Raw genomic sequence first — 20,006 nt, 5'->3', positions numbered from 1 at the left:
CTATGGGGCTATCTCCTGTATCATTGCCTTGGATCGCCCCATGTAGGCATTCTCGCACGGATTCGGAAGTGGATAGTGCGGATTAGCCGTATCGGGCGTGATGGCGACGTCACGCGCGCCCGTCCCGACTATCCCGCCCGCCAAAGGGGGAAGCGCGCCAGGCGCCCCTTGGCAGGCACCACCGCATCGATCGCATTGGCGGGCTGGAGCGCCTTGAGAATGGCCGGATCGGCGGCGTTCATCCCGCCCGTATAGGCGCCGAAGGCTGGCAGGATCATGCGGCCCGAAGGCTTGCCGTCCACGCTGTCATTGGCGCTGATCACCGCGCAGGGGCGGCGGATATGGCGGCGCTGGACGGTCAATTGCACGCGCGGGTGATAATGGCCGGACAATTCGGGCCGGGTTTCGCCGGGAAGGGCGCGGTGGCGCAGGATCGTGCCGCCGATCTCCAGTTCCTCCACCAGCGTGCCGCCGCACCGCGCTTCCATGTCGGGATCGTGGTTTCCCGTGATCCACACCCAGTCGACCGCCTTGGTCAGCGCCTCCAGCATGCCGCAGGCATGCGGTTCCAGGCGCGTGCTGCCGTCCGAATCGTGAAAATTATCCCCCAGGGTAATCACCCGGCGCGCGCCGGTCTCGCGGATGGCCAGCGCCACCCGCTCCAGCGTTTCGCGGCTGTCATAGGGTGGTATCGGCTGGCCGTGGCCCGCGAAGAAGCTGCCTTTTTCCAGATGCAGGTCGGCCACCAGCAAGGCCTGCTCGCGCGGCCAGTAGAGTGCGCGTCCTGTGGTGAGCAGCCATTCCTGATCGGCGAACGAAAGGGGAACCATGGCCCGCTATTGCCCTTGTGGATTCGGCTTGGCAAGGGGGCAGGATGACCGACTGGACCCAGCAGACAGAAACCGCCCGCACCTGGTTCGAAACCTTGCGGGACCGCATCTGCGCCGAATTCGAAGCGATCGAGCGCGAGGCGGGATCCGACGCTGCCTTCGAATATCTGCCCTGGCAGCGACACGAAGAGGGCAATCCCGATCCCGGCGGCGGCACGCGCGGGCTGATGAAGGGCGAGGTGTTCGAAAAGGTCGGGGTCAACGTGTCCACCGTGCGCGGACGGTTCGAATCCGAATTCGCCAAGACGATGAACGGCGTCGACCCCGACGATCCGCGCTTCGTCGCCACCGGTATCAGCCTGGTGGCGCATATGAAGAACCCGCACGTTCCGGCAGTGCATATGAACACGCGTTTCCTGGTGACGGGCAGGGCGTGGTTCGGAGGCGGCGCGGATCTGAATCCGCCGATCCCCTATCCGCAAGACACCGAAGACTTCCACGCCCGGTTCCGCGCCGCCTGCGCCGCGCACAATCCGACCTATTACGAGCGGTTTTCGAAATGGGCGGACGAGTATTTCTACATCCCCCATCGCGGCGTCCATCGCGGGGTGGGCGGGATCTTCTACGACCATCTCGAATGTGAGGACGAGGACGCCTTCGCGCGCAATTTCGCCTTCACCAAGGATGTCGGCGAAGCCTTCCTCGACATCTTCCCTGAACTGGTGCGCCGCCGGATGGAAAGCGATTTCACCCCGGCCGACAAGCTGACCCAGCTCGAATGGCGGGGGCGCTACGCCGAATTCAATCTGGTGTACGACAGGGGCACTCTGTTCGGTCTCAAGACCGGCGGCAATATCGACGCGATCCTGATGAGCCTGCCGCCGGAAGCGGTCTGGACCTGATCAGTCGCGGTCGGCCCAGACGCGGACCCAGTCCACTTCCATCTGCACGCCGCCCGCCTTCACCGCGTCGACCGTGCTTTGCGGAATGCCGTAATAGGGCTTCTCGATCTTGTTGACCTTGCCCGGATAGACGCCGCCGATCGCGAAATTGAGGATCAGGTGCTTGGGCGTATCGAAGCGCCATTCGCCATAGCGTTCGATCTCTTCGCGCGTGACGGTATAGAATACGTCACCATCGACATCGAAGGCGATCTTCCGGTCGGTCCATTCCACGCCGTAGACGTGCCAGCCCATCGCGTTCTGCCCGGCGGGGAATTGCCGGCGTTCGACCAGCGGCGTCTCGCCCGAATAGCCGGGGCCATGGATTGCCACGGCGGTCCATTCAGGTTCGCCGACATATTCCATGATGTCGATCTCGCCCGTATAGGGCCATTGCCCGTTGCCGAGCAGCCAGAAGGCGGGCCAGGCGCCGCGTTCGCGCGGCATGCGGATGCGCGCTTCGGCGCGGCCATGCGTGAAATCGAACTTGCCGCGCGAATCGATCCGGCCCGAAATGAAATCGGCCTGGCGTTCCGTTTTGGTGTCGGCCCCCGGCTTCCACACCGGGCGCAGGATCAGCGCGCCGCCATCGGCGCCCGACACATCGTCGGAAAAAGCAATCGTTTCGGGGCTGTCGGTATAGGCCTGCTGTTCGTCGTTGACCCAGAAATCCATGCCTTCGACATTCCATTTGGCGCGGTCGAGCGCAGGCGCATCGAATTCGTCGGCAAAGATCAACTCGCGTTCGGCAGTTGCGGTTTGCACGGTGAGCGGCGCATCGGGCCGGTTCATCTGACTGGCTGGCTGGCATGCGGCGAGCGCGACCAGGCTTGCGAGCGCAAAACGGGTTTTCATCATCGACCTGCTCCCTGAATTTTCTTGTGAACGTTATCATGGAGGCATTGCGCGGCTTTGGCCAGCCCCGATGGCTGCCATCCAGTCAGCATCGCGAAAGCAGGGTTTGCGCATCGTGCCCGAAACTCGCAGAGCCTGCCTGCATTGACCGAACGAACAGATATTTTGCGGAGAAACCTTCATGCGTCGCATCGTCGCCCCTTTCGCCCTGCTGCTGGCCAGCACCGCCTGCACTTCGATGTCGGGTGAGATGCCCCTGTCCACCGCAACGCCCGAACCCATGGTTTCGCCCATTCTGACCGGGCCTGAAGCGCTCGATACGCTGACCTATGCGCAGCCGCAGATCGCGCGGGTCACGCATGTCGCGCTCGACCTGGCGCTCGATTTCGAAGGGCAGGGCATTGGCGGGACCGCGACGCTCGATGTGCTGGCCCGCGACGATGCGCGCGAGATCGTGCTCGATTCGAACGGGTTGCGCATCGCCAGCGTCACCGATGCTGCGGGCCGCGATCTGCCGTTCACCGTGGGTGAGGCGGTGGCCGAAGGCGGCAAGGGCGCGCCGCTGACCATCACGATGGGCGATGCGCGCACGATTCGCATCCGGTATGCCGCGCCCGAGGATGCCGAAGCGCTGCAATGGTTGAGCCCGGAACAGACCGCGGGCGGCGAATACCCGTTCCTCTTCAGCCAGGGCCAGGCGATCCTCAATCGCAGCTGGATCCCGACGCAAGACAGCCCCGGCATCCGCCAGACCTGGGAAGCGCGGATCACCGCGCCCAAGCCGCTCGACGTGGTGATGAGCGGGGTGCGCCAGGGCGAGCCGGAGGATCTGGGCGATGGACGCCGCGCCTTCCGCTTCGTGATGGACAAGCCGGTGCCGCCCTATCTGATCGCGATCGCGGCGGGCGATATCGATTTTCGCGCGCTCGGTCCGCGCAGCGGCGTCTGGGCCGAACCGTCGGTAATCGAACGGGCCGCGCGCGAAGTGGGCGATACCGAAGCGATGATCGCGGCGGCGGAAGACCTCTACGGCGAATATCGCTGGGGCCGTTACGACATGATCGTGCTGCCCCCCGCCTTTCCCTATGGCGGGATGGAAAACCCGGTGATGACCTTCCTCACCCCCACCTTCATCGCGGGCGACCGGTCGAACAACGGCCTCGTCGCGCACGAGCTGGCGCATAGCTGGTCGGGCAATCTGGTTACCAATGCGGTGTGGGGCGATGGCTGGCTGAACGAAGGCGTCACCAGCTATTTCGAAAACCGAATCGTGGAAGAAGTCTACGGCAAGAAGCGCGCCGAACAGGAAGCCGCGCTCGCCTTTGCGAATATCGAGGAGACGCTGGCCGAAGTCGGCCGGGATGCGCCGGGCACCGCGCTTCATAATGATGGCAGCGGCGAACTGATCGGCAGCGCCATCGCCTACGACAAGGGGCATTTCTTCATGCGCACGGTCGAACGGATCGTGGGTCGTGAACGCTTCGATGCGTGGCTGCGCCAGTGGTTCGACAACCACGCTTTCGAACCGGCGACCAGCGCGCTGCTGCTCGCCGACATGCAGGAAAACCTCGTCCGCTCTCCCGCCGAAGCGGAGCGCCTCATGCTGCGCGAATGGATTTTCGAGCCCGGCCTTCCGAGCAATGTCGCGCGTCCCGATCCGGCGGCCTTCGCCGCAGTGGATAGCGCGGTCGACACCTACGCAAGCAATGGCACGATCCCCGCTGGCTGGAACGGCTGGACTGCGGCGGAGCGGATGCGCTTCCTCGACAACATCCCCAAGGATCGCAGCGCGGCGCAGCTTGCCGAGCTGGACCGGCAGCTGAACCTGTCAGGGACTGGCAATAACGAGATCCGCTTCCTGTGGCTCGAACTGGCGCTCGCCAATCGGTACGAGCCGGCGGTGCCGCAGGCCGAAGAATTCCTCGCTCGCGTGGGCCGCGCGAAATTCGTGCGGCCGCTATTCGCAGTGCTGATGGGCGAGGGCGAATGGGGCCAGCCGATCGCGCGGCGGATCTACGCCCAAACGCGGGACAGCTATCATGCCGTGACGCGGGCCGGCGTCGATCGGGTGCTGGGGATCGCCGGATAAGCGGCCTTGTCCCGGCCCGGCGTCGAAAAGAGCCGATCGACGCCGGGCCACGGCAGGTTTTGCGTTGCAATAAACAGCCCGCCACCGCACATCTAGCGACGATGCTGCGCCAGTACGAACTTGTGGAACGGGTCAAGGAATACGACCCCGACGCCGATGAGGCGATGCTCAATCGCGCTTATGTCTATACCGTGCAGAAGCACGGTACCCAGACGCGGGCGAGCGGCGATCCGTATTTCAGCCATCCGGTCGAAGTCGCCGGACTGATGACCGATCTCAAGCTCGACCAGGAAACGATCGCTACCGCGCTTCTGCACGATACGGTGGAAGATACGCTCGCCACTATCGCCGATATCGAGCTGAACTTCGGCCCCAAGGTGGCGCGGCTGGTCGATGGCGTCACCAAGCTGTCGAAGATCGAACAGATGCCCGAAAACGAGCGGGCGGCGGAAAACCTCCGGAAATTCCTGCTCGCGATGAGCGAGGACATCCGCGTGCTGCTCGTCAAATTGGGCGACCGGCTGCACAATATGCGCACGCTCCATTTCATTAAGAATCCGGACAAGCGCCAGCGCATCGCGCGCGAGACGATGGATATCTACGCCCCTCTCGCGGAGCGGGTGGGGATGTATGAATATATGCGCGAGATGCAGCTGCTCGCCTTCGAACAGCTGGAGCCCGAAGCCTATCGCACCATCGAGAACCGTCTCGATCAACTGCGTGCGCTCGACACCGGGCAGGTCGACAAGATCGCACTCGATATCAAGCACGCGCTCGCCGAGGCGGGATTGAAGGTCGAAGTGACGGGCCGCGAGAAGCACCCTTATTCGATCTGGCGCAAGATGGCCGAACGCCATGTCAGCTTCGAACAGGTGACCGACATCATGGCCTTCCGCGTTATCACCGATGACGAGGCGGATTGCTACGCGGCCTTGGGCGTCCTCCACCGCACGTGGCAATTCCTGCCGGGCAAGTTCAAGGACTACATCTCGACGCCGAAGACCAACGGCTATCGCAGTCTTCACACCAGCCTGATGTACGAAAATTCGATGCGCGTCGAAGTGCAGATCCGCACGCGCGAAATGCATCGGCTGAACGAATTCGGCCTCGCCGCGCACTGGGCCTACAAGCAGGGTGGCGCGAGCGGTACGGTCAGGCCGGACGGGCAGGTCGGCTGGCTGCGCGATCTGATCGAGATCGTCGATACGAGCCACGATCCCGAAGAACTGCTCGAACATACCAAGCTCGCCATCTATCAGGATCGCATCTTCGCCTTCACGCCCAAGGGCGCGCTGTTCCAGCTTCCCAAAGGGGCGACGCCGGTCGATTTCGCCTTCGCGGTGCACAGCGATCTCGGCACGCAGACCGTGGGCGCGAAGATCAACGGCCGCCACGTTCCGCTGCGCACGCCGCTGGCGAATGGCGATGTGGTGGAGATCATCAAGGGCAAGGAGGCCGAGCCGCAATTGTCCTGGCTGGCCTTCGTCGTCACCGGCAAGGCGCGCGCCACCATCCGCCGCGCAGTGCGGCTGAAGGAGCGCGCCGAACTCGCCGAGATCGGCCAGAAACTCTATCAGGAAATCGCCGCCAAGGTTCCTGCCAAGATCGGCAAGAAGGCGCTCGGCGAAGCGCTCGAACGTCTCGAAATGGAAGAGCCCGAAGATCTTTATTTCGCGATCGGTTCGGCCAAGATCGAGGACAGGGAGGTGATGGAGGCGCTGCTGCCCGGCTGCACCACCGAATTGCCTGAGGGGCAGGACTGGACGCCGGGGAAGAAAGCGCTCTCGATCCGCGGTCTGACGCCGGGCGTCGGCTTCGACCTCGCGAAATGCTGCCATCCGGTTCCCGGCGACCGGATCGTCGGCACGCGGCGCACGGGCGAGAAGGTGGAGGTCCACACGATCGACTGCCACCGGCTGGCGAGCGGGATCGATTCAGACTGGATCGACCTCTCGTGGACGCGTCAGTCGGTCGGCGCGGTGGGGCGGCTGTGCGTGACGCTTTACGACCGGCCCGGAACCTTGGCCGAGATGGCGGGCATATTCGCCCAGAACAACGTCAACGTGACCTCGCTGGATCAGGTCCAGCTCGACCATCCCTTCACGACCTACGAGGTCGACCTGCAGGTGCAGGATCTGGCGCATCTGACGCGGATCCTGAGCGCCCTGAGAGCCAGCGACTCGGTCGCGCAGGCGGAGCGTATCTAGTCGCCTTCAGTCGGCAGGCGACGTCCTTACCGGCACGGGGATGTTGCAGATATCCGCGCCGCCCGCAGGCACGATGAAGAACGGATCGCGCCGATTGGCCCGCGCTTCGGCATAGCGGGCGAAGGTCTCGCTTTCGGTCGAGAGATATTCGAAACGGGGCTGTTCGGCGGCGGGCAGATCGCTCGCCACTCGGATCGAGCGGATCGGCGTGCGCTCGTCCGTTTCCTCGCTCGTATAGAAACCCAGAGCGCCCGATCCGCGCGGGAGCGAGGAGAGGTGCTCCATTCCCGAAACGATCCGGCCGACGAGCGCGATATTTCGGTCGAGATGGCGCGGCGCATGGCCGATCACCGTGTATAGCTCCGCGCCCGAGCCGGTGTCGGGCGACATCCCTCGTCCGACGCCGACCATGCCGTAGCAATGGACGGGCCAGACAACTTCCGAGCTTCCTTCTCCCGCCCCGGCTCCGAATGGCCAACCTTTGATCATCATTGTTTCTACAGCGTAACTATCCCCTTGTTGTCGTTCGATTATCTGCCGCACCTGCGGCAAGTCTGGCATGCCGCCCCGCTCAATGAGGTCCGCCACCGCCGACATCCGCTGAGTGGCAGTGACCGGATAAAGCGGCTGAATTTCGAAAGGAGCAACATAGTCGCTCTCCTCCATCACCCGCAGCCCCTCCGGCAAAGACTTCGCCGCACCCTCCGCCTCCGGATTGTCGTAATTGGGATCGCCCCACTGGACGACGTAATTGTCCTGCACTCGATTGACGCTGATCCCGTCATACCAGCCCGCGCGGGCGAGGGTGCGGATATTGGCGACCCAGCCTTGGCTGAAAGGTTCGGGCATCAGTTGGATCACGACCTTGCGCGGCTCCCCGTCCCGGTCCGGGGCCAGCATCATCACCAGAAGATCTTCGGCGGGAATCGCGCCCCATTCGTCCGCTGACGCCTCAGCGACGATTTGGTTTGGACTCGGCGCATCCTGAGCGATTGCGGGGATGGGCAGGGCTAGGGTGGCCAGGGCGGCGGTGAGGGTGCGGATCATGGCCGCCATCCTGCCACGCATATCCTTACTTGCAAGCGCGCATCGCCCGGCTAGGCTTGCAGGCGATGGAGCACACTCCCCGCATCGCGATCCTCGTCGCCCGCCTCACCGATGGGCCTGTATCCTGCCTCGCTTCGCTTAACGGCCAGCGCGGCTTTCACGAGGACGATCTGTTCCTCGCGACCGGGACCGATTGGGCCGAAACGCTGAACCGCGCGTGGGAGACCGCGATCGCGACGGAACGCGATTACGATGCGTTTCTGTGGATCGACGAAGATCTGATCCTCGATCACGGCGCGCTCGATCGCCTCTTCGCGGATGCGGTCATGGTCGCGAACCCGCACGAGCCGCTGGTGATGGCGGGCGCGGTGCTGGCCCCTTCGCGCGATCGCCCTGTCGGCGGCGCTTTCGTCCAGCGCGATCCGGCCCACCCGCTCGAACTCGATCTGATAAGGGCCGACCGCGTACCGCAAATGGCAGCGAGCGTTTCGGGCGAGGCTGTGCTGGTCACGCGCGCCGCTCATGCCGAACTCGGGATTCTGGACGCTGGGCTGGACGGGCCGCGCGCCGCGCTCGATTACGGGTTGCGCGCTTACGAAGCGGGCGTACCGGTGATGCTTGCGGGCGAACCGGTCGGCGTGCTCGCAAGCGAACGGAAACCCATCGTCTGGTCCGAAGATGCCGCGATCGCATCCCGGCATGCGCCCGGCCTGCTGGAAAGAGTGCGCAACGCCTTCGGTCTGTGACCCCGGATTTTCGGTCCCAAGCCAGGCCCGATCATCCCCCGCTTGCACACGCGGCATACGACCGCTAGAGCGCCGCCTTCCCGATCCCGGCGCATATTGTCGCGCCGACCCGGGAATGCGGAGCAGTGGCCGAGTGGTCGAAGGCGCACGCCTGGAAAGTGTGTATACGGTAACCCCGTATCGAGGGTTCGAATCCCTCCTGCTCCGCCACTCCTTTTGCGGATTTTGCTCAATGGCTGCTGATCGTTGCAGGCGCCGCTCGATGCCGCGCTCGCGATCATTGCGCGAGATAGGCGCGCCAGATTTGCTTCCCGATCCGATCGTAACGGACCATCGCCTCGATCAGGCTTTGCAAACCGTCGGAAGGACACAGCGCTTCGGGTAGAAGCGGATCGCGCGTGATCTGCCTGATGGCCCTGCGGCCGAGCTGCAACGTTTCCGCTGCGGCGGCGGGGAGCTCCATGCTCTCCACGACAATGGCGCTTCGATCGAGATGTTCGGCGAGCGAGAGGTGGGCCGCGCACAGCGCCTCGCCCTGCCAGAGCGATCGATAGCGTTCGACGCGATCCTTATCCACTTCGCGAGCCTCGATTACGAGCAACGAGGATACCGCTTCGAGACTGGCCAAGCGGCTTCGTGCGGCATCGGCCCCTGCGATGAGATTGTCCGGGCGCGCCCAGACATTGGTTTCGGCTTCGGCGAACCCTTCCAGCTCGAGCGCACGCAATGTCCGCCGCCAAGCTGTCCGGTCGGCCCGCTCCTGGGGGCCGGCAATGGCAAGCAGCCAATGCCCCTGCCATTCGACCCGGCTGCTCAATCGCGTGCGCCATCCGAGAATGCGCTGCTTGAGCGGCTCTGCCTTGGGACCGATCGCGTAACGTCCGCGAGCGATCGGGCGCACCCGCCCGTCGGCCTTCAATCGGGTCAGGGCCGTGCGGATGCCGGGCGCTTCGATACCGAGAGCTGCCCCTGCACGGACCAGCTCGGCGACCGAGAAATCGGCCGGATCGCCGGTATCGAAGAGGTCGAGGATCACGGTCCTTGCGCTCATCATCTCGGGGCCGGCCTTGTCAATTAGCATGTTGCGCGTTTCGTCCAAACGTGACAGGTTGTGAAACAACTTGATGGGAGGCAGGAATGGTGCCGCTTGAAGGCATAACGGTAATCGATCTCACCAGCGTTGTCGCGGGGCCGCTTGCTACCCAGATTCTCGCCCAGCAGGGTGCCCGCGTCTGGAAGGTCGAGCCGCCCGAAGGCGATCGTTCGCGGTTTCTGGGGGCGGTGGCATCTCCCGCTTTCAGTTCGACGCATGTCGCGCTCAACGCGGATAAGCAGTCGATCGCCATCGATCTGGGCTGTCCGGACGGAATTGCGATGCTGCGCCGACTGGTGCCCGAGGCGGATCTGTTGATTCACAATTTCCGGCCCGGCGTGATGGAGCGGATGGGGCTCGGCGTCGATGCTCTGCATGCGCTCCGTCAGGATCTCGTCATAGCCAGGATCAGCGGATTCGGACCGGAAGGCCCGATGAGCGCGGTGCGCGCCTACGATCCGATCGTGCAGGCGGAAGCCGGCATGGCGACATGGACCAGCGATGGTCCGATCCTCGCGCCACAGTGGATGTGCGACAAGAATGCAGGGCTTTATGCCGCACAGGCAGCCACCGCAGCGCTGTTTGCTCGCGAACGCAGCGGGAAGGGGGCGGTGATCGACATTTCCATGCTCGAAGCTGCAATCGCCTATGGGTGGATCGACCTGCATGGCGATCTCGCTTTCCCCGATAGCCCATCGCGTATGCCGGATATCGGCTCGGTCTATCGCCCATGGGCGACGAGGGACGGCTGGATCGTGGTGGTCATGCTGTCGCAGGACGAATTCGAAGGGTGGGCACGCGCGATCGAAGCCACGGATTTGCTCGAAAATCCTCTCTTCGCCGACATGACCAAGCGGTTTCTCAACTGGAACGAGCTGAGGGCGTCTTGTGCTCCGCGCATTGCCAGGCTTACGACCAAGGAAGCGGTCCGACGCCTCGCCGAAGAAGGGGTGCCGTCTGGGGTGGTCAATCGTTCCGGATCGCTGCCCGACCACGTGCAGGTGGCTCATGACCAATTCGTGACCGTCACCCACCATCCGCAGGCAGGCCGCGTCCGCCGAACGCGCCCCGTGGCGCGGTTCGATGGCGCGAGATGCGAACTCGATAGCCATGCGCCGCGAGTGGGAGAACACAGCCACAGTGTCCTCCAGGCGGTCGGGCTGAGCCCGGCGGAAATCTCCGCTGCCTTCGAAAGCGGCGCCGTGCACGCGCCCGGGGAGAAGAACTGATGGATTTCGAAACGCTGACTTACTCGGTGGATAATCGCATCGCGACGATCACGCTCGATCGCCCCGAACATTTCAATGCGATCGCGCATAAAATGCCGCGCGAGATCCGCGCCGCAGTCGAGCTGGCGGAAGCCGATCACGATGTCCATGTCATCATCGTGCGCGGCGCGGGGCCCGGCTTTTGCGCAGGTTACGACCTTAAACACTATGCGGAGCGCAAGGGTGCCATCAGCGGTTCGCAGGACGTGCCGTGGGATCCCACGCTCGACTTCCAGATGATGTGGCGCAACACGCAGGATTTCATGGCTCTCTGGCGCGCGACCAAGCCGACGATCGCGCGGGTTCACGGCGCGGCGGTCGCGGGTGGGTCCGACATCGCATTGTGCTGCGATTTCCTGATCATGGCCGAGGATGCGCGCATCGGATATCCGCCCGCGCGCGTCTGGGGTGTGCCCACGCCGGCGATGTGGGTTTACCGCCTGGGTCCGCAGATGGCGAAGCGGATGATGATGACCGGCGACCTGATCGACGGGCGCGAAGCGGTGCGTATCGGCCTCGCGCTGGAGGCCGTGCCGGAGGCGGCGCTCGACGATGCGGTCGATCGCCTTGCGGGCAGACTGCGCGGCGTTCCCAAAAATCAGCTGATGATGACCAAGACGGTCGTCAATCAGGCCTATGACAATATGGGTCTGAACACGACGCAGATGTTCGCCACTTTGTTCGATGGCGTCTCGCGCCATTCGCCGGAAGGTATCTGGTTTCGCGAACGCGCTCAGGAAGTCGGCTTCAAGCAAGCGGTAGCCGAACGCGACAGCGGCGATCCGATCGCGAGCCAGGTGTCGAAGCGCATGCCGAAAGAGGACTGAGAGACAAGGATGAAAACGCCGATACCGACAATCGAACGGCGCGACACGCACGAGGTGCTGAACCAACCGCCGCCCTTCGAGGACGTCAATCTGTTTACGAGCGATCGCGGCCTTGCCGAGGCCTTTTCGCACGCGGGGGGCGACACGGATGCGGCGCGTCTCGAAGCGCTTGGCGAACGCTGCGGATCGGCCGAAGTGATCGCATGGGGCGTCGAAGCCAATCGGAATCCGCCGGTTCTGGAAAGTTTCGACCGCTATGGACACCGCATCGACGAGGTGCGATTCCATCCCGCCTATCACGAATTGATGCGCCTCGGCCTCGATGCGGGGTTCGCGGCGTCGGCATGGTTGCCCGGCGAGAAAGGGCATGCGCTTCACGCGGCAATCCTGTTCCTGACCGGGCAGGCCGATTCCGGCACCAGTTGCCCGATGACGATGACCTATGCCGCTGTGCCTGCGCTGCGCGCCGAGGCCGCTGTCGCCGAGGCATGGCTGCCGCGTATTCTTGCAAGCCGCTACGATCCAGCCTTCCGCCCGCCGGAGGAAAAAGCGGGCGTCACGATCGGCATGGCGATGACGGAAAAGCAGGGCGGCAGCGACGTGCGGGCCAACACCACGCACGCCGTCCCTGTCGCAGAGGCGGGGTGGTACAGCCTCACAGGCCACAAATGGTTCTGCAGCGCGCCGATGTGCGATGCATTCCTGACGCTCGCCTATGCCGAGGGAGGCCTGACCTGCTTCCTCGTGCCGAGATGGCTTCCGGACGGGGAACGCAATGCGGGCTTCCGGATCATGCGCCTGAAGGACAAGCTGGGCGATCGATCCAACGCTTCGTCGGAGATCGAATATCATGGTGCGCTGGCGCAGCGTGTCGGCCCCGAAGGGCGCGGGGTCGCGACCATCATTCAGATGGTCCAGCACACGCGCCTCGATTGCGTGGTCGGATCGGCGCAACAGATGCGCGGCGCGCTTGCCCAGGCGCTCTGGCATACAGCGCACCGCTCCGCCTTCCAGAAGCGCCTGATCGACCAGCCGGCGATGGAAGCCTTGCTTGCAGACCTTGCCATCGAAAGCGAAGCGGCGACCGCATTGGGCTTCCGGCTTGCACAGGCTTTCGACGATAGCGATCCCTTGGCGCGCCTGTTGACCCCGATCGCCAAGTACTGGGTGTGCAAGCGGGCGCCCGGAATGGTCTACGAAGCGATGGAAGCGCATGGAGGCGCGGGTTATGTGGAAACAGGACCGATGCCGCGCCTGTTCCGGCAGTCTCCGCTGAACGCGATCTGGGAAGGCTCGGGCAATGTCATTGCGCTCGACGTGCTGCGCGCGATCAATCGCGAGCCTGACGGAGTGGAAGCGCTGCAGGCCTATCTGGCCAAGGCGCGCGGTCGCATTGCGGCCTACGATGCTTGGATCGACGGGATCGATTTGCGCGGCATAGGGGAAGGAACGGCGCGATTGCTGGTCGAAAGACTGGCCCTAGCAGCGCAGGCGGCGGTGCTGATCGGACAGGATAATCCGATCGCCGAAGCCTTCTGCCGTCTGCGGCTCGAGCCGCGCGGTCATGCCTTCGGTGCCTTCGATGCCGCAATCGATACGCGCGCAATCATCGACCGTGCGATGCCTTCGACATGAGCGTCCGGATTTCAGACGAAGGCGCGGTTCGTACCGTCACGATCGATCGGCCGGAATGCCGGAACGCCGTCGATCCCGAAACGGCCGTTGCATTGCGCCAGGCGTTCACCGAGTTCGAGGAAGACGACAGCCTGGCGGCAGCTGTCCTGACCGGGGCGGGCGGATATTTCTGTGCCGGCTTCGACTTGAGGGCTGTGGGCCGGGGTGACGACGCGTATGAGCCAGAAGGTGTCGGACCGATGGGGCCGACGCGAATGCTGGTGTCGAAACCGGTCATCGCCGCAGTCGAGGGTCATGCGGTCGCAGGGGGGCTTGAACTCGCCCTGTGGTGCGATCTGCGCGTCGCCTCGCGCAGTGCGGTGTTCGGCGTGTTCTGCCGCCGCTGGGGCGTCCCTTTGATCGACGGTGGTACGGTTCGCTTGCCGCGCATCGTGGGCCAGGGAAGGGCGCTCGATATGATCCTGACAGGGCGGCCGGTCGATGCCGATGAAGCTCTGGCGATGGGGCTTGCCAATCGCGTGGTCGACGAAGGCGGCGCGCTTGGCGCGGCGCAGGAACTGGCGGCGCAAATCGTGCGCTTTCCCGCAATGTGCATGCGGATCGATCGCATGTCCGTCTATCGCCAGTGGGATTTCGACCTCGCCGACGCGCTTCGCTTCGAAGGGCGCGAAGGGGCCAAGCCGTTGCGCGCCGAAGCGAGCGCTGGCGCGAGCCGGTTCACGAGCGGAGCAGGGCGCGGCGGCAAAGTGGAATAAGACTTCTCTCTCTCTCGCCACCACTCGCTCGCCAAGCGGATATATCAAGGAGCCAAGATCATGGCCCCGATAATACCCGATCGGGACCCAAGACGCGGTGCGACGATTGTGTGCCGCGTCCCTCCCGGCAGATAGCCGGCATCGAGTTCGCGTGTCCGCGCAGCGATCCGTTCGCGCAGGTTCGGCGTTTCGAGAACACCGCCCCCCAGGACCACCGTTTCCACCGATGTCGACGCGAACAGCGTGTGGCAGGCCTGAGCGAGGTATCCCGCCACGCGGTCATGCGCGGGATGGGTAGGGGGCAGGTCCGACAGCGTCGCTCCCCAGCGCGCGGATATGGCCGGTCCTCCGGCAAGGCCTTCCAGGCAATCTCCGTGAAAAGGGCAGACCCCTTTAAACTCGACATCTTCTACGGGACGACGCGGGTAGTAATGGCCCATTTCGGGATGGGCGGCGCCATGGACGCAGCGTCCGTCTATGACCAGGCCCACACCGATCCCGGTGCCCACGGTCATATAGGCCAGCGAACCCGCTTCGTCCCGCGCCTGCGCCTCGGCGAGCGCGGCGGCGTTGACGTCGGTCTCGACCGCGACGGGGACGCTCAGACCCTCGGCAAGCGCACCGGCGAAATCGTACCGGCTCCAGCCCGGCTTGGGGGTGGCCAGGATATGACCATGGTCCGGCCGCTGCTGATCGAGCCCGACCGGGCCGAACGTCGCCAGGCCCAGCGCCGATATGGCGGGTTGCGAGGCAAACCAGTCGAGCGCGTCGGCGACCGTTTCGTCCGGGCCACGGGTGGGAATGGTGTGCGTGGCGGCGATCGAGTCCGGCGAAGGTCCGACCGCGAGGACGCACTTGGTGCCGCCCGCCTCTATTCCGCCGATCATCGCGCCTGCACCTCGCCAGCCAGGCTGACGGTTTCGCTATCGAAAGCAAGCTGCAGGAGCGGGGCAGGCGCACCGACGAATCCGTGCGCCCCCGGATCGTCGACGAAACTCGCCGCGATGCCTTCCGCACTCACGAACCAGCTATAGGCGCGGCGGGGATCGTCCGCCGGATTGGCGAGCACGAGGCCGCTGCCGTTGAGCGGAGCCCACGGCCCCGACAGCGAGTGTGAAGCCATGCCATACAGTCCGGTCGGTCCGGCATTCGCATCGGGCGCAAAGGTTGACGTCTGTGTCACCCAGAAAAGATAATACATTCCGTTGCGAAAAACGACATGGGCGCGTTCGAGCTCGTTGTTGACGCCATCCGCATGGACGAGCGGCGGCAAGAGCGACCATCCCGACCCGTCCCGCCGTGCTAACCCGACAGCGCCGTTGTAATCCGAACCGGTCGCGGCGAGCGATGCGGTGAAGACGAGATATTCCGCGCCATCCATCGGATCGCGGAAGAAGGCCGGATCGCGAAACGCCTTGATCCGGCCCGGCTCGCCGTGATGCTCGTCCGCCGCGCAATATTCGGGGGTCAGAGTCTCGATCGAGGGGCGGGGGGCAGACCATTCTCCGATCGCTCCATCATCTGAAACGGGCGCGCTCGCTTCGAACAGGCGCTGCTGATAGCCGCCGGACCGCCCGACGATACCGGCGCCGGTGAAGAACAGCGTCAGCCTACCTTCGTCGAACAGGGCGGAACCGGCCCATTCGCGTTCATAAGGCACGGAAAATCGTGGAAGGACGGCTCCCCTGTCCACCCATCCTTTTTGCTCGCGCACGAGCCAGCGGATGTCGGCTTCGAAATGTCGGGCCTCGGGATCGCCCCGATCGGGCGCCGACAGGGCCATCCACATCTCACGCGGCCCCAATCGGGCGATCGATCCGTCACGATTTTGGACCGGCCACATATCCCAATAATATCGGTCCTCGCTCCCCACCGGTCGCGGCGCGTTGCCGATTTTCGGGACTGACGGGCAGCTTTCGGGTGCGATCGCGGCCGCGTGGGCCCTGGTCCATGCAGTGGTCACGGTGCGTCCTCGGATTATCTCGAAACAAAGCGATGCTGGCCGGACCGATAAGCGAACCGGTCCGGCCAGCGGGGGGATCAGAAGTCGAACCGTACGGAAGCCGACAGCGTGCGCCCGTTGATCGAACGGGCACGGACGATCCCGTTCGCTGGAATCGCGCCTTCCTCCGCTTCGGTAAATCCTTCGACGTCGAAGACATTGTTGGCGTTCAGTGACAGGGTGATCCCGTCCGCCGGTCGCAGATTGACGAAGGCGTTGACGGCGGTGAAGCCGAGGAGGACGAGCTGGTTGCTGTCCTGCGCGTAGCTATCGCTGGTGCCTACCGCATTCACGCCCAGTCCGAACAGCTCGCTGTCATAGGCCGCGGTCGCCTGATAGATCCAGTCGGCCTGGCGGCGCGGCATGTTGCCGACATTGGCCGGGCTGATATTGTCGCGGTCGATCTCGGCATCGGTGTAAGTCGCACCGCCCGACAGGCTGAACGGACCCATCCGGTAAGAGCCTTCCAGCTCCACGCCGCGCGCCTTGTAGGCCCGGCTGAAGACGGTCTGGGTGGTCGCTTCGAAATTCTCCTCCTCGGTCCGCGCATCGAATGCCGTGGCGTAAAAGGACAGGCCGCCGGCGCGATATTTGACGCCGATTTCCGCCTGCTTGACGAAATCGACTGCTACGTCGCTATTGCGCAACTCGCCGGTAGCCGGATCGATATTGTTGGCGTTGAACAGGATGCGATCCGCATTGGCCCGGCCACCCCGGCTGTAGCGCCCGAAGATCGAGAAGGAGTCCGAGACGAGATAGTTCGCACCGACCGAGTAGGAGAGGTAATCCGTGTCGTAATCGACCAGGGCCGCGCCTGTGGTGGGCAGCACGCTGACCAGCGTTTCGGCCCGGTTGATGGCCCCGTTTCCGTTGATGTCACGAGTCGTCACCGGCCCGTCGCCGAAGGTACGACCCTTGGCCTCGCTGAAATCCCAGCGGATGCTGCCATCGAGAGACAGTCCGCCGAATTCCAAGCCCAGAGCGGCGAAGGGCGCCTTGGTCGTATATTCGAGATCGTAGGAGCGGCGGCAGCAATTGCCGAAGAACGCCGCGCTGTACCCGACCGTGCCGTTCTGGGTCTGCGGCACGCCTGCCGCATTGCGGACATCCAGCAACACGGCATCGCCATCGCCCTGGACGCTCATCAGATGCGAAGTCCACAGCCAGGCGGTGTCGATATCCTGCTGCGAATAATAGAAACCGCCCGTCAGGCTTGCCGAACCGCCGCCGACATCGAATTCGGTCGTCGCCCGCAGATCGTTGGTCAGATTGTCGAGGCTGTTGAGCCTCGTGTTGAAAGTGACGATGTTGGCCACCAGCCCGTTGCCGCCGAGCGATGCTGGATTGGCGACGATCTGGCCTGCCTGCGGGCCGGTGGCATAAAAGAGGCTCGAGCTCGGACCGCCGATCGCATCGGCGGCGGCCTGCGCTCCGGTCACGCTACCCGGGAAGGGCGAGACGAACGCGCCGCTGATGTCGGCATAGCGGAAGCGATTGGTCACCGTAAAACCGCCGACATCGAACTCAGCTTCAAAGCCGCCGGCCAGCACTTTGGGGTGCATACCTTCATCGATGTTGTAGGTCTGGACCTGGTTCGCTTGATCGAGGGTCGTGATCGGCCTGAAATTGCGCGAATGGAGCGAATTCGAATTGATCGAGAAATTCGCGATGCTGGTATAGGTCGGGTCGGCATCGCTGCCGGTCACGAATACCGGGTTCGGCAGGTAGGCGACCGAGTGATCGTTCAGATACTTGCCGTAGACGCGCACATAGCCGTTTGCGAAATTGCGGGTGATATTGGCTTTGATCTGGCCGCCGCGTGACCCGTCATAACCGACATCGCGCGGACCGTCGCCGATATGGCTGAAACCGCCGATGTGGAAATCGGTGTTGTCATCGATGCTGCCGCCATAGTCGAAATCGGCGCGGAACTCGCGATAGTCCAGCCCGGCGGTCAGACCCAGCGATCCGCCTTCGCGCGTGCCGGTCTTGGAAATGAAATTGATGACGCCGCCGGGCGAATTTGACGCGAAGGTCGATGCGGACCCGCCGCGCACCGCTTCGACTCGAGCAACCGAATAGTCGGTACGAAGGAAGATGTCGGCATTGCCGAACGTGATGTCGCCGAATTCGAGGATCGGAAGACCGTCTTCCTGAAGCTGCAGGAACTTGGCACCGCCCGAAGCGACCGGCAGACCGCGCACGGCGATATTGGCATTCCCATCGCCGCCCGAGCTTTCCGAACGGATGCCCGGAATCTGGCGGATGAGTTCTGCCGAAGACCGCGGCGCGAGATCGACGAGCGCCTCGCTGTCGATCGAACTGACGGAAACCGAGCTGTCCAGCACGTTCTGACCGCGCGCGACTGCCGTGACGACGATCTCCGATGCGTCGATGACGGGCGGATCTTCTTCCGATGTGGCGGCATCCTGCGCCATGGCAGGCATGGCGAAAGCCGAAAGCGCAGCGCTCAGGGCAAGGGTGTGACGGATTTTCATGGCAGCTCTCCTCCTGCATTCGCGTCGATGGCGCGATTCGACCTTAGGACTACCTCTCCTGCAATCGTTTGCAACCGATTTGTTGCAAACGATTGCAAATCGTACTCCGTGCTGTCATCAAGTCGCTCAAGAGCTCCCATCGAGAGGGCCCCAGACGAGAGGATCCGCCATGAAAAACGCGGCAAAACCAAGGCTTTCCCTGCTTCGAATCGTCGAAATGAATATCGGCTTTTTCGGGCTGCAATTCAGTTTCGGGCTGCAACAGGCCAATATGGGGCCGATCTACGGTTTCCTGGGCGCGGACGAGGCCACCATGCCGCTTCTGTGGCTGGCGGGTCCGATGACCGGCCTGATCGTCCAGCCCATCGTTGGCGCATTGAGCGATCGTACGTCGAGCCGTTTGGGGCGTCGCACTCCTTATTTCCTGATCGGTGCGATCCTGTGTTCGCTGGCTCTGTTCGCCATGCCGTATTCGCCCACATTGTGGGTCGCGGCTTCGCTGCTGTGGATCCTCGATGCGGGCAACAATATCACGATGGAACCCTATCGCGCCTACGTTTCCGACCGCCTCGCGCCCGACCAGCGGCCCGTAGGGTTCCTCACGCAAAGCGCCTTCACCGGTCTCGCGCAGACGCTGAGCTATCTGGCGCCGACTCTGCTGACGGCGTTCTTCGCGAAGGACGTAATCGACGCGAACGGCGTTCCGGCGATCGTGAGAGTGGCTTTCATCATCGGAGCGATCCTGTCGATCAGCACGATCGTGTGGTCGATCTGGCGCGTGCCGGAATTGCCTCTGAGCGAAGCGGAACAGGCGGACCTCGCCGCGCGCCCGCTATCCGCGTCATCCGCCTTTTCGGACATCGCAACCGCCATTCGCGAGATGCCCAGGCCGATGCGCCAGCTTGCCTTTGCGATGCTGTGCCAGTGGTATGCAATGTTCGTGTACTGGCAGTACATAGCCTTTGCGATTGGTCGTTCGCTCTACGATACTGCCGATCCCCAAAGCGCGGCCTTTCGTGAAGCGACGCTCACCGCGCAGCAGATCGGTGCTTTCTACAATTTCATCGCCTTCGCTTCCGCCTTGGCCCTGATCCCGATCGTGCGCCGTCTGGGAGCGCGATCGGTCCATGCGGTTTGCCTTGCCGCGTCGGGCGCGGCGATGCTGTTGATACCGGGGATGGAAGCCAAGGCCGGACTGTTCGTGCTGATGCTG

General features: G+C 63.8%; 16 protein-coding genes and 1 tRNA gene. 10 read left to right on the top strand and 7 right to left on the bottom strand.

Annotation, left to right across the window (positions count from 1 at the left end):
* Positions 1-128 precede the first annotated feature (128 nt).
* Entirely contained in the window at positions 129-830 is a 702-nt protein-coding gene (gene pdeM, locus A3736_RS00210) for a ligase-associated DNA damage response endonuclease PdeM (RefSeq protein WP_067677658.1), read from the bottom strand.
* A 44-nt stretch (positions 831-874) separates the two neighbouring features.
* Between pdeM and hemF the strand changes: the two genes are divergently transcribed.
* Positions 875-1,732, top strand: a complete 858-nt coding sequence (hemF, locus tag A3736_RS00205; protein ID WP_067677655.1) for an oxygen-dependent coproporphyrinogen oxidase — start codon at positions 875-877, stop codon at positions 1,730-1,732.
* Here the strand turns inward: hemF and A3736_RS00200 are convergent, their stop codons facing one another.
* On the bottom strand, positions 1,733-2,629 hold the full coding sequence (locus tag A3736_RS00200; RefSeq protein ID WP_067677652.1) for a family 16 glycosylhydrolase: 897 nt from the start codon (positions 2,627-2,629) through the stop codon (positions 1,733-1,735). It lies immediately after the preceding gene.
* A gap of 178 nt (positions 2,630-2,807) precedes the next feature.
* On the opposite strand from A3736_RS00200, the gene A3736_RS00195 reads away from it, so the two are divergent.
* Both A3736_RS00195 and A3736_RS00190 read left to right on the top strand, forming a co-directional pair.
* Entirely contained in the window at positions 2,808-4,715 is a 1,908-nt protein-coding gene (locus A3736_RS00195) for a M1 family metallopeptidase (protein ID WP_067677649.1), read from the top strand.
* A 101-nt stretch (positions 4,716-4,816) separates the two neighbouring features.
* On the top strand, positions 4,817-6,922 hold the full coding sequence (locus A3736_RS00190) for a bifunctional (p)ppGpp synthetase/guanosine-3',5'-bis(diphosphate) 3'-pyrophosphohydrolase (protein ID WP_067677646.1): 2,106 nt from the start codon (positions 4,817-4,819) through the stop codon (positions 6,920-6,922).
* A 6-nt stretch (positions 6,923-6,928) separates the two neighbouring features.
* Here the strand turns inward: A3736_RS00190 and A3736_RS00185 are convergent, their stop codons facing one another.
* On the bottom strand, positions 6,929-7,969 hold the full coding sequence (locus tag A3736_RS00185; protein WP_067677875.1) for a peptidylprolyl isomerase: 1,041 nt from the start codon (positions 7,967-7,969) through the stop codon (positions 6,929-6,931).
* A gap of 65 nt (positions 7,970-8,034) precedes the next feature.
* Between A3736_RS00185 and A3736_RS00180 the strand changes: the two genes are divergently transcribed.
* Positions 8,035-8,715, top strand: coding sequence for a hypothetical protein (locus tag A3736_RS00180; RefSeq protein WP_067677644.1), 681 nt, complete (start codon positions 8,035-8,037; stop codon positions 8,713-8,715).
* A gap of 119 nt (positions 8,716-8,834) precedes the next feature.
* Positions 8,835-8,925, top strand: a tRNA-Ser gene (locus tag A3736_RS00175).
* Positions 8,926-8,992: 67 nt separating this feature from the next.
* Here the strand turns inward: A3736_RS00175 and A3736_RS00170 are convergent.
* On the bottom strand, positions 8,993-9,766 hold the full coding sequence (locus A3736_RS00170; protein ID WP_082851222.1) for a hypothetical protein: 774 nt from the start codon (positions 9,764-9,766) through the stop codon (positions 8,993-8,995).
* A gap of 86 nt (positions 9,767-9,852) precedes the next feature.
* On the opposite strand from A3736_RS00170, the gene A3736_RS00165 reads away from it, so the two are divergent.
* The 4 genes from A3736_RS00165 to A3736_RS00150 are packed head-to-tail and all read left to right on the top strand — an operon-like array spanning position 9,853 to position 14,293.
* On the top strand, positions 9,853-11,037 hold the full coding sequence (locus tag A3736_RS00165) for a CaiB/BaiF CoA-transferase family protein (protein ID WP_067677638.1): 1,185 nt from the start codon (positions 9,853-9,855) through the stop codon (positions 11,035-11,037).
* Positions 11,037-11,903 (top strand): crotonase/enoyl-CoA hydratase family protein, encoded by an 867-nt coding sequence (locus A3736_RS00160; RefSeq protein WP_067677635.1) that lies wholly within the window; start codon positions 11,037-11,039, stop codon positions 11,901-11,903. Before A3736_RS00165 ends, A3736_RS00160 begins: the two co-directional genes overlap by 1 nt.
* Positions 11,904-11,912: 9 nt before the next feature.
* Positions 11,913-13,538 (top strand): acyl-CoA dehydrogenase family protein, encoded by a 1,626-nt coding sequence (locus A3736_RS00155; RefSeq protein WP_067677632.1) that lies wholly within the window; start codon positions 11,913-11,915, stop codon positions 13,536-13,538.
* Positions 13,535-14,293, top strand: a complete 759-nt coding sequence (locus tag A3736_RS00150; protein ID WP_067677630.1) for a crotonase/enoyl-CoA hydratase family protein — start codon at positions 13,535-13,537, stop codon at positions 14,291-14,293. The genes A3736_RS00155 and A3736_RS00150 overlap by 4 nt, the downstream gene beginning before the upstream one ends.
* A 44-nt stretch (positions 14,294-14,337) precedes the next feature.
* Here the strand turns inward: A3736_RS00150 and A3736_RS00145 are convergent, their stop codons facing one another.
* The 3 genes from A3736_RS00145 to A3736_RS00135 all read right to left on the bottom strand — a co-directional run bounded on the left by A3736_RS00145 (position 14,338) and on the right by A3736_RS00135 (position 18,793).
* Positions 14,338-15,180 (bottom strand): ROK family protein, encoded by an 843-nt coding sequence (locus A3736_RS00145; RefSeq protein ID WP_067677625.1) that lies wholly within the window; start codon positions 15,178-15,180, stop codon positions 14,338-14,340.
* Entirely contained in the window at positions 15,177-16,256 is a 1,080-nt protein-coding gene (locus A3736_RS00140; RefSeq protein WP_067677622.1) for a glycoside hydrolase family 68 protein, read from the bottom strand. The genes A3736_RS00145 and A3736_RS00140 overlap by 4 nt, the downstream gene beginning before the upstream one ends.
* Before the next feature lie 77 nt (positions 16,257-16,333).
* On the bottom strand, positions 16,334-18,793 hold the full coding sequence (locus A3736_RS00135; protein ID WP_067677619.1) for a TonB-dependent receptor domain-containing protein: 2,460 nt from the start codon (positions 18,791-18,793) through the stop codon (positions 16,334-16,336).
* Between the two features lie 169 nt (positions 18,794-18,962).
* On the opposite strand from A3736_RS00135, the gene A3736_RS00130 reads away from it, so the two are divergent.
* Positions 18,963-20,006, top strand: a 1,044-nt coding sequence (locus A3736_RS00130; RefSeq protein ID WP_067677873.1) for an MFS transporter, incomplete at its 3' end; no start/stop codon positions are given.

This window comes from Erythrobacter sp. HI0063 (assembly GCF_001635685.1).
Classification (GTDB): Bacteria; Pseudomonadota; Alphaproteobacteria; order Sphingomonadales; family Sphingomonadaceae; genus Qipengyuania.
Note: the sequence above shows the minus strand (reverse complement) of the source record. Positions and strands in the feature narration are given on the sequence as shown.

What these genes read in the sequence shown, in the direction of transcription:
- A3736_RS00185 (WP_067677875.1), bottom strand. Translation starts at nt 7,969, where the DNA reads ATGATCCGCACCCTCACCGCCGCCCTGGCCACCCTAGCCCTGCCCATC.
- A3736_RS00180 (WP_067677644.1), top strand. Translation starts at nt 8,035, where the DNA reads ATGGAGCACACTCCCCGCATCGCGATCCTCGTCGCCCGCCTCACCGAT.
- A3736_RS00160 (WP_067677635.1), top strand. Translation starts at nt 11,037, where the DNA reads ATGGATTTCGAAACGCTGACTTACTCGGTGGATAATCGCATCGCGACG.
- A3736_RS00145 (WP_067677625.1), bottom strand. Translation starts at nt 15,180, where the DNA reads ATGATCGGCGGAATAGAGGCGGGCGGCACCAAGTGCGTCCTCGCGGTC.
- A3736_RS00170 (WP_082851222.1), bottom strand. Translation starts at nt 9,766, where the DNA reads ATGAGCGCAAGGACCGTGATCCTCGACCTCTTCGATACCGGCGATCCG.
- A3736_RS00195 (WP_067677649.1), top strand. Translation starts at nt 2,808, where the DNA reads ATGCGTCGCATCGTCGCCCCTTTCGCCCTGCTGCTGGCCAGCACCGCC.
- A3736_RS00155 (WP_067677632.1), top strand. Translation starts at nt 11,913, where the DNA reads ATGAAAACGCCGATACCGACAATCGAACGGCGCGACACGCACGAGGTG.
- A3736_RS00165 (WP_067677638.1), top strand. Translation starts at nt 9,853, where the DNA reads ATGGTGCCGCTTGAAGGCATAACGGTAATCGATCTCACCAGCGTTGTC.
- A3736_RS00150 (WP_067677630.1), top strand. Translation starts at nt 13,535, where the DNA reads ATGAGCGTCCGGATTTCAGACGAAGGCGCGGTTCGTACCGTCACGATC.
- hemF (WP_067677655.1), top strand. Translation starts at nt 875, where the DNA reads ATGACCGACTGGACCCAGCAGACAGAAACCGCCCGCACCTGGTTCGAA.
- A3736_RS00190 (WP_067677646.1), top strand. Translation starts at nt 4,817, where the DNA reads ATGCTGCGCCAGTACGAACTTGTGGAACGGGTCAAGGAATACGACCCC.
- pdeM (WP_067677658.1), bottom strand. Translation starts at nt 830, where the DNA reads ATGGTTCCCCTTTCGTTCGCCGATCAGGAATGGCTGCTCACCACAGGA.
- A3736_RS00200 (WP_067677652.1), bottom strand. Translation starts at nt 2,629, where the DNA reads ATGATGAAAACCCGTTTTGCGCTCGCAAGCCTGGTCGCGCTCGCCGCA.
- A3736_RS00135 (WP_067677619.1), bottom strand. Translation starts at nt 18,793, where the DNA reads ATGAAAATCCGTCACACCCTTGCCCTGAGCGCTGCGCTTTCGGCTTTC.